Here is a 7,571-nt window from a genome sequence, read left to right as displayed (position 1 = left end):
CCCCCCCCCCCCCCCCCCCCCCCCCCCCCCCCCCCCCGCGGGGGGGGGCGGGGGGGGGGGGGGGTTTGCGCGCGGGGGGGGGCGCCCCCGCCCCCCCCCCCACGACCGTTGAGCAGGGCAGACGAGCCGGGTGCGGGCGGTATCGTTTCAGCGTGGTAGCTGATCCTGCCGATTCCGCCGCCGAAGTCACGCATGCGCTGGCCAGAGCCCGGCTCGATGACGTGCCGACCCTCACCGAGCGGCTGATGGCCGCCATCTTCACCGACAACCCCGAGTGGACCGACTACAGCCCGGTGCCCAAGGAAGATCTGTGGGAGGGCTGTCGGCAGTACCTCGAACGCATCTTGCAGATCCTCAGCGGCGAGGTGGCCGGACCGGACGGCGACGACGTGGCGGCCGCCATCGGCCGCCGCCGCGCCGAGCAGGGCGTGCCGCTGGAGGTAATGCTGCGGACCTTCCGGCTGGGTGGCCGGATCGCCTGGGAGGCGCTGGTCGACCAGGCGCACCAGGACGGCGCCGACCCCGACTCGGTGCTGGGCGTCGCGACGTCGATCTGGACGGTCATCGACGGGTTGTCCTCGACGCTGTCGACGTCCTACCGCAACACCGAACTGGAGCGGCTGCGCCGCGACGACCAGCGGCGGCACGCCCTGGTGGAGGACCTGCTCGCCGGTCGCGCCCGGGACATCGCCTTCGCGCAGCGCACCGCGAAGGAGCTCGACCTGCCCACCGGCGGGCCCTACCTGGTGATCGTCGCCGAGATGACCAACGACGGCGGTTTCGCGCTGCGCGGCCACCAGGATGCTTTGAGCGCACTGCACTTCCGGTCCGTTTGGCAGGTGCGCGCCGATTCCCTGGTCGGTTTGGTGGCGTTGGAGCAGCGGAACAAGAACCTCGCGCTGGACGCGCTGCGGCCGCTGGCGCGGGGTCGGGTGGCTGTGTCGCCGACGGTGCGCGGCCTGGCGGAGATCGGGCTCGCCCACCAGCTCGCGCTGACCACGTTGGGCACCTCGTCGTACGGGGTGGCGGAGCTGGTGACCTTGGAGGAACGGTTCCCGGAAGCGCTGCTGGTGCAGTCCCCGGACCTGGCGCAGCGGTTGTTGGAGACCCAGCTGGGCCCGGTGCTGGAACTGCCGGTCCGGGAACGCGACATGCTGCTGGACACGCTGACGGCCTGGCTGGAGGAGAACTGCTCGACGGCCAACGCGGCGGTCCGCCTGCACTGCCACCGCAACACGGTGCTGAACCGCCTGCACCGAATAACGTCCCTGATAGGCCAACCCCTCTACGGCCGAACGGCCTACGTCTCGCTGTCCCTGGCGCTGTCCGCGCTAAGACTCCGCGACGGCCTCCGCGACTGACGAGCGCTGTCAGGGGTGCAGGCCACCATCGACTCACTGATCAAAAGGGGCCGACAGCCACCCGGCCCCGCTCCTAGGTGGGTAAGCGAGGTGAGATGTCGGCGGGTGATCTTGACCAAATGTTGGCGCAGGTGTTGGCCAAGCATCTCCGATGCCCTCACTTCGATGGCGACAGCGCAGGACGCAGTGGATGAGTCCGCACAGGCGCTCCGCGGCACCAACGAGCCGGACACCCGGGAACTGCTCACCGGGTATGGCTCGGTCGGCGAAAAGATGGCTGGTGCTCGGCAGGTCATCGATCGAGGCGGCGAAATCGTCGAGGCATACCTGCCCCTGGACCGAGTGCGTCAGGCAGTCGGTGAGTTCTGGCGGACGGGGGCGCGGCCGACGTGCGTGCGGTGGCAGCCTGGGCAGTGGTCTTAGGGGTTTGGCTGTGCAAAGTTGACAGTTGGACATCTGGGGCTTTTCGGGCTTTCGGGGTGGTGTCGGTTCCGAATTGGCGCCGTCCCTCGCGTTTTCCCGCTCGCGCTCGCTCGCGGGATGTGACGGCCATCTCGGACACGATCGGTGACGATCGCGTTACATGTTGTGTGCGTCACGTATGGCAATGTGCGGTCTGCACAGTTGCGGTTGGTCAAGTCTGGGCGAGCGGGCATAGCGGAGAAGTGGTCGCGCTCACGACACTCGCAGTGAGAATGCCCGCTCGATCCGGGCTTTCGGTTACCGGCGCGTGCAGTCAAAGGAGCACAGCGAAGTGCAGGAGTTCGACGTTCTCGTGGTGGGCGGCGGTCCCGGCGGATACGTCGCCGCGATCCGCGCTGCGCAGCGCGGCCTTTCGGTCGGCGTGGTGGAGAAGGAGCGGCCCGGCGGGGTCTGCCTGAACTGGGGCTGCATCCCGACCAAGGCGATGCTGCGCTCGGCCGACGTGTACGAAACCGTGCTGCACGCGGCCGATTTCGGGGTGAACGTGGAGAACGTCAGCCTCGACTACGACGCGATCACGCGCCGCAAGAACAGCGTCGTCAAGGGCCTCACCGACGGCGTGGCAGGTCTGCTGAAGACCAATGGCGTCACCGTGGTGAACGGCCACGCCCGGTTCACCGGACCGACCACTGTGGACGTTTACGCCACCGGTGACTCGCCGCTGGGCGCCGACGGCCCGCGCTACGCCGCCGAACCGGCCGGTGCGCAGCCGATCGAGCAGGTCTCCGCCCGCGACGTCATCATCGCCACCGGCTCCGTCCCGGTGCAGCTGCCGCTGCCCGGTGCGGACCTGCCCGGAGTGATCACCTCCGACGGTGCCTTCGGGCTCACCGAGGTCCCGAAGCGCATCGCGATCATCGGTGGCAGTGCGGTCGGAGCGGAGTGGGCGACCCTGTTCGCCACCCTGGGCAGCGAGGTCAGCATCATCGAGATGCAGCAGACCCTGGTGCCCGCCGAGGACGTCGAGGTCGGCAAGGCGCTGGGGCGTTCGTTCACCAAGCGCGGCATCAAGGTGCTCACCGGCGCGACCGTGTCCCGGATCGACCAGGGCGCCGACGGCCTGCAGGTCAGCGTGGACGGCGCCAAGCCGCAGCAGATCGATGCCGACGTGGTGCTCGTCGGCGTCGGCCGCAAGCCCAACACCGCCAACCTCGACCTGGACAAGGCCGGGGTGGCCACCAACGAGCGCGGCTTCGTCGGCGTGGACGACAAGCTGCGCACCAACGTCGAGCACGTCTACGCGATCGGTGACGTCACCGGCAAGGCGCTGCTCGCGCACGTCGCATCGCACCAGGGCGTGGTCGCCGCCGAAACGATCGCCGGGCACCACGCCGCGATCGACTACAACGTGATCCCCGCCGCCACCTTCACGCACCCGGAGATCGCCAGCGTCGGACTCACCGAGGCCAAGGCGGTCGAAGCGGGCCACGAGTTCGTCACCGCCAAGTTCCCGTTCGCCGCGCTCGGCCGGGCGCAGAGCTACGGCGACACCGAGGGATTCCTGAAGATCGTCGCGGGCAAGAAGTACGGCGAGGTGCTGGGCGTGCACATCATCGGCCCGTCCGCCAGCGACCTGATCACCGAGGGCGCCCTGGCGATGGCGCTGGAAGCCACCCTCGACGAACTCGCCGAAACCATCCACGCGCACCCGACCCTGGGAGAGGTCGGCATGGAAGCGGCGATGGCCGCGCTGGGCCTACCGGTCCACATCGCACCGCCGAAGAAGCGCTAAGAACATGCGCGGATTGGGCGTGACCGCAGGTGGCCGTCAGGCAAGCGGCGTCAGCCGCTTCCGCCGCTCTCGCAGCTCGCACCGCTGCGGGTTCTCAGAGGTTTTCTCGCGAGGACAGCCCCGACGTCGCGTATTGGTCATACGTAAGTCGGGGATCCCGGAGACGAGAAGACCTCTGAGGTTCCGCCACTGGCACCGCTACGCAAGCCAAGCCGCGCACCCTCCAAGCCGAGCTTTTCCGAAAGGGGATCTGTGATGGCACAGACTGCTACCCGCAGCAAACCGGCCAGCCGAGGCGGTACCAAGTCCCGGCGCGGTTCGGTACGCGGCTCCGGCGGCGGACAGTTCGCTGGTGAGTCGCCGGAGCTCCTGCAGGACTACTTCCACGAGATGACCCTGATCCGCCGCTTCGAGGAGCGCGCTGCGCAGGGCTACACGCAGGCCAAGATCGGCGGCTACTGCCACCTCAACCTCGGTGAGGAGGCCACCGTCGTCGGTCTGATGCGGTCGCTGCGCTCCAGCGACCTGCTGTACACCAACTACCGGGAGCACGGCTACGCGATCGCCAAGGGCATCGAGCCCGGCCGCGTGATGGCCGAGCTCTACGGCCGCACCACCGGTACCTCCAAGGGCTGGGGCGGCTCGATGCACATGTTCGACGTGGCCGCCGGGCTGCTCGGCGGCTACGGCATCGTCGGCGGCCAGGTCCCGCTGGCCACCGGTGCCGCGCTGGCCATCGACTACCGCGGCGGCGACCAGGTGGTGATGTGCCAGATGGGCGATGGCACCACCAACATCGGTGCGTTCCACGAGGCGCTGAACATCGCCGCGCTGTGGCAGCTGCCGGTGGTGTTCGTGGTGGTCAACAACCAGCTCGGGATGGGCACCACGGTCGACAAGTCCTCGGCCGAGTCCGACCTGTACAAGCGCGCGGCGGCGTACCGGATGCACGGCGAGCGGGTGGACGGCAACGACGTGCTGGCGGTCCGCGACGCGGCGACCCGGCTGGTCGAGCAGGCCCGTTCCGGCGGTGGCCCGGCGCTGCTGGAGGCCGTCAGCGAGCGGTTGAAGGGCCACTCGGTCGTCGACCCGGCGAAGTACCGCAGCGAGGAGTCGGTGGAGAAGGCCAAGCAGGCCGACCCGGTGGCGAACTTCCGCGCCCAGCTGATCGAGGCGGGCATCGTGGACGAGGACGCCGCGTCGGAGATCGAGCGCAAAGCACAGGCCGAGGCCGACGCGGCGGTCGCGTTCGCCGACGACAGCCCGCACCCGGACCCCTCGACGCTGTTCGACTACACCTACGCCACTCCGGTTGCCAACGACTCGCGGCGGCTGCCCGCCGACCCCGTTTTCTGAAGGCACCCCTCGCGACACCCCGCCACCTGAACCGCGCGTTCGCCAACCCGCCGGGCTCGCGGTCCCCGATGCCTTTTGTGCAGGAGAAACACCCTTGGCCGTCATCACCTATCGCCAGGCGTTGCACGACACGCTGCGCGAGGAAATGCTGCGCGATGAGGACGTCTTCCTCATCGGCGAGGAGATCGGGGTCTTCGAAGGCTCCTACAAGATCACCGCTGGTTTGCTGAAGGAGTTCGGCGAGAAGCGGGTGCGCGACACCCCGATCGCCGAGGAGGGCTTCGTCGGCGCCGCGGTCGGCGCGGCCATGCTGGGGCTGCGGCCCGTCGTGGAACTGATGACGATCAACTTCTCGCTGATCGCGCTGGACCAGATCGTCAACCACGCGGCCAAGATCTACGGCATGTTCGGCGGCCAGACCAGCGTGCCGATGGTCATGCGCACGCCGGGCGGCGGTGGCCAGCAGCTCGGCGCCACGCACTCGCAGAACATCGAGCTGTACTACGCGTTCGTGCCGGGGCTGAAGGTCGTCGCGCCGAGCACCCCGGCCGACGCCAAGGCCCTGCTGCTGGCGTCCATCCGGGACAACGACCCGGTGCTGTTCCTGGAAAACCTCGCGCTCTACAACACCAAGGGCGAGGTCCCGGACGTCGTCGAACCGGCCGAGATCGGCAAGGCGAAGGTCACCAGGCCGGGCACCGACATCACCATCATCGGGTACTCGCGGATGGCGATGGTCGCCCACCAGGTCGCCGAGCAGCTGCAGGCCGACGAGGGCATCAACGCCGAGGTCATCGACCTGCGCAGCTTGCGGCCACTGGACCGGCAGACCATTGTGGACTCCGTGCGCAAAACCGGCTGTGCCGTGGTCGCCGAGGACGACTGGCTGACCTACGGCATCGGTGCGGAGATCGCCGCGTCGATCTCCGACGGCGCGTTCGACTACCTGGACGCCCCGGTGCGCCGAGTCGCCGCGGCCGAGGTGCCGCTGCCCTACGCGAAACCGCTGGAGCGAGCCGCGCTGCCCTCCGCTGAATCCCTTACCACTGCCGTTCACCAGACGCTGGAAGCGGTCGGCCGCCGCCGTTGAGGTCTGCGCTCACCCGAGGAAGACGATGACTGAGATTCAGATGCCGAGGCTCTCCGACACCATGGAGGAGGGCGTCATCTCGACGTGGCAGAAGAAGGTCGGCGACCAGGTCAGCCGCGGTGATGTGCTGGCCGAGATCGAGACCGACAAGGCCCTCATGGAGCTGGAGGCTTACGACGACGGGGTGCTGGAGAAGATCCTCGTCGAGGAGGGGGCGACGGTGCCGATCGGCACCCCGATCGCGATCCTCGGCGATGGCTCCGGCGCTGCGGCGCAGACTGCTCCGGCACCGGCCGCGCCCGCTCCCGCGCCCGCTCCCGCTGCTGAGCCCGCCCCAGCACCCGCAGCCGCGCCGACTCCAGTTCCCGCTGCGCCGGTGGCCGAGCCGGGTGCGAAGCCGAAGGCGTCGCCGCTGGCCAGGGCGGTCGCCAAGGAGAAGGGCGTGGACCTGGCCGCGGTGCAGGGCACCGGGCCCGGCGGGCGGATCATCCGCGCCGACATCGAAGCCGCGGCGGCCCAGAGCACTCCGGTGGCTCCGGCCCCGGCCGCTGCTCCTGCGGTGGCCGTCAGCGAGGACGTCGAGGAGATCCCGCTCAACAACATCCGCAAGGTCACCGCGAAGCGCCTGACGGAGAGCAAGCAGCAGGCGCCGCACTTCTACCTGACCAGCGCCATCGACGTCACGGATCTGGTGGCGTTCCGGGCGAATCTCAACGAGCGCCTGCAAGCCGCGGGAGGTCCCAAGGTCAGCATCAACGACTTGGTCGTGAAGGCCGTCGCGACGGCACTGCGGGCGAACCCGAGCGTCAACGTCTCCTTCGGCGGAGACAAGCTGTTGCGGCACAAGCGCATCAATCTCGGCGTGGCGGTGGCGATCGAAAACGGCCTGGTGGTGCCGGTGATCAAGGACGCGGACCGCAAGAGCGTTTCGGAGATCGCCGTCGAGAGCCGGGAGAAGGCCGGGCGGGCCCGCGAGGGCAAGCTCAAGCTGGACGAGATGTCCGGCGGCACCTTCTCGATCTCGAACCTGGGCATGTTCGGCATCGAGCAGTTCAGCGCGGTGATCAACCCGCCGGAAGCGGCGATCCTGGCCGTCGGCGCGGCCCGCGACGAGGTGCAGGTGCGCGATGGCGAGTTCGTGGCCCGCAAGATCCTGCGGGTGACGCTGTCGGCGGACCACCGAGCGGTGGACGGCGCGGTCGGTGCGGCGTTCCTGCAGCAGCTGACCGGCCTGTTGGAGGACCCGATCCGAATCATCGCCTGACGATCGCTGACTCGGCCCCTTCCACGACGACCTCGACTCTCGTGGGAGGGGCCTTTTCACGCCCGGAGCGTGTGCGGCTGCGAAGAGATCGGCGAAATTGGAGCGGATCCGGGCTGCCCTGCGTCTCAGCGAGCAGGTGGAAGTCCTCGGATGACCACCGGACTTCGGCGCGGGGGGGGGGGGGGGGGGGGGGGGGCCCCCCCCCCCCCCCGCCCCGGGGGGGGGGGCGGGGGGGGGGGGGGGGGGGGCCCCCCCCCCGGGCGCGCCCCCCCCCCGCGCGGGGGG

Annotated in this window: 6 protein-coding genes; all 6 read left to right on the top strand. The window is 69.5% G+C overall.

Translation table 11 applies throughout. The features are described from left to right. Positions 1–152: 152 nt before the first annotated feature. The gene (locus MOQ72_RS43520; RefSeq protein WP_242191928.1) at positions 153–1,361 is read left to right on the top strand and encodes a PucR family transcriptional regulator; all 1,209 of its coding nucleotides are present in this window, start codon (positions 153–155) and stop codon (positions 1,359–1,361) included. Between the two features lie 165 nt (positions 1,362–1,526). Continuing rightward, on the top strand, positions 1,527–1,784 hold the full coding sequence (locus MOQ72_RS43515) for an Imm1 family immunity protein (protein ID WP_242191927.1): 258 nt from the start codon (positions 1,527–1,529) through the stop codon (positions 1,782–1,784). A gap of 307 nt (positions 1,785–2,091) precedes the next feature. Further along, positions 2,092–3,576: a dihydrolipoyl dehydrogenase gene (lpdA, locus tag MOQ72_RS43510; RefSeq protein ID WP_242191926.1), complete on the top strand. Its 1,485-nt coding sequence runs from the start codon at positions 2,092–2,094 to the stop codon at positions 3,574–3,576. Between the two features lie 255 nt (positions 3,577–3,831). Then, a complete protein-coding gene (gene pdhA, locus MOQ72_RS43505; protein ID WP_242191925.1) occupies positions 3,832–4,932 on the top strand; it encodes a pyruvate dehydrogenase (acetyl-transferring) E1 component subunit alpha in 1,101 nt (366 codons plus the stop codon). Positions 4,933–5,026: 94 nt separating this feature from the next. After that, entirely contained in the window at positions 5,027–6,022 is a 996-nt protein-coding gene (locus MOQ72_RS43500) for an alpha-ketoacid dehydrogenase subunit beta (protein ID WP_242191924.1), read from the top strand. 25 nt (positions 6,023–6,047) lie between these two features. Continuing rightward, positions 6,048–7,286, top strand: coding sequence for a dihydrolipoamide acetyltransferase family protein (locus MOQ72_RS43495; protein ID WP_242191923.1), 1,239 nt, complete (start codon positions 6,048–6,050; stop codon positions 7,284–7,286). Positions 7,287–7,571 lie beyond the last annotated feature (285 nt).

The organism is Saccharopolyspora soli (assembly GCF_022678645.1).
Taxonomy (GTDB): Bacteria; Actinomycetota; Actinomycetes; order Mycobacteriales; family Pseudonocardiaceae; genus Saccharopolyspora; species Saccharopolyspora soli.
This window is presented reverse-complemented; position numbering and strand designations above follow the sequence as displayed.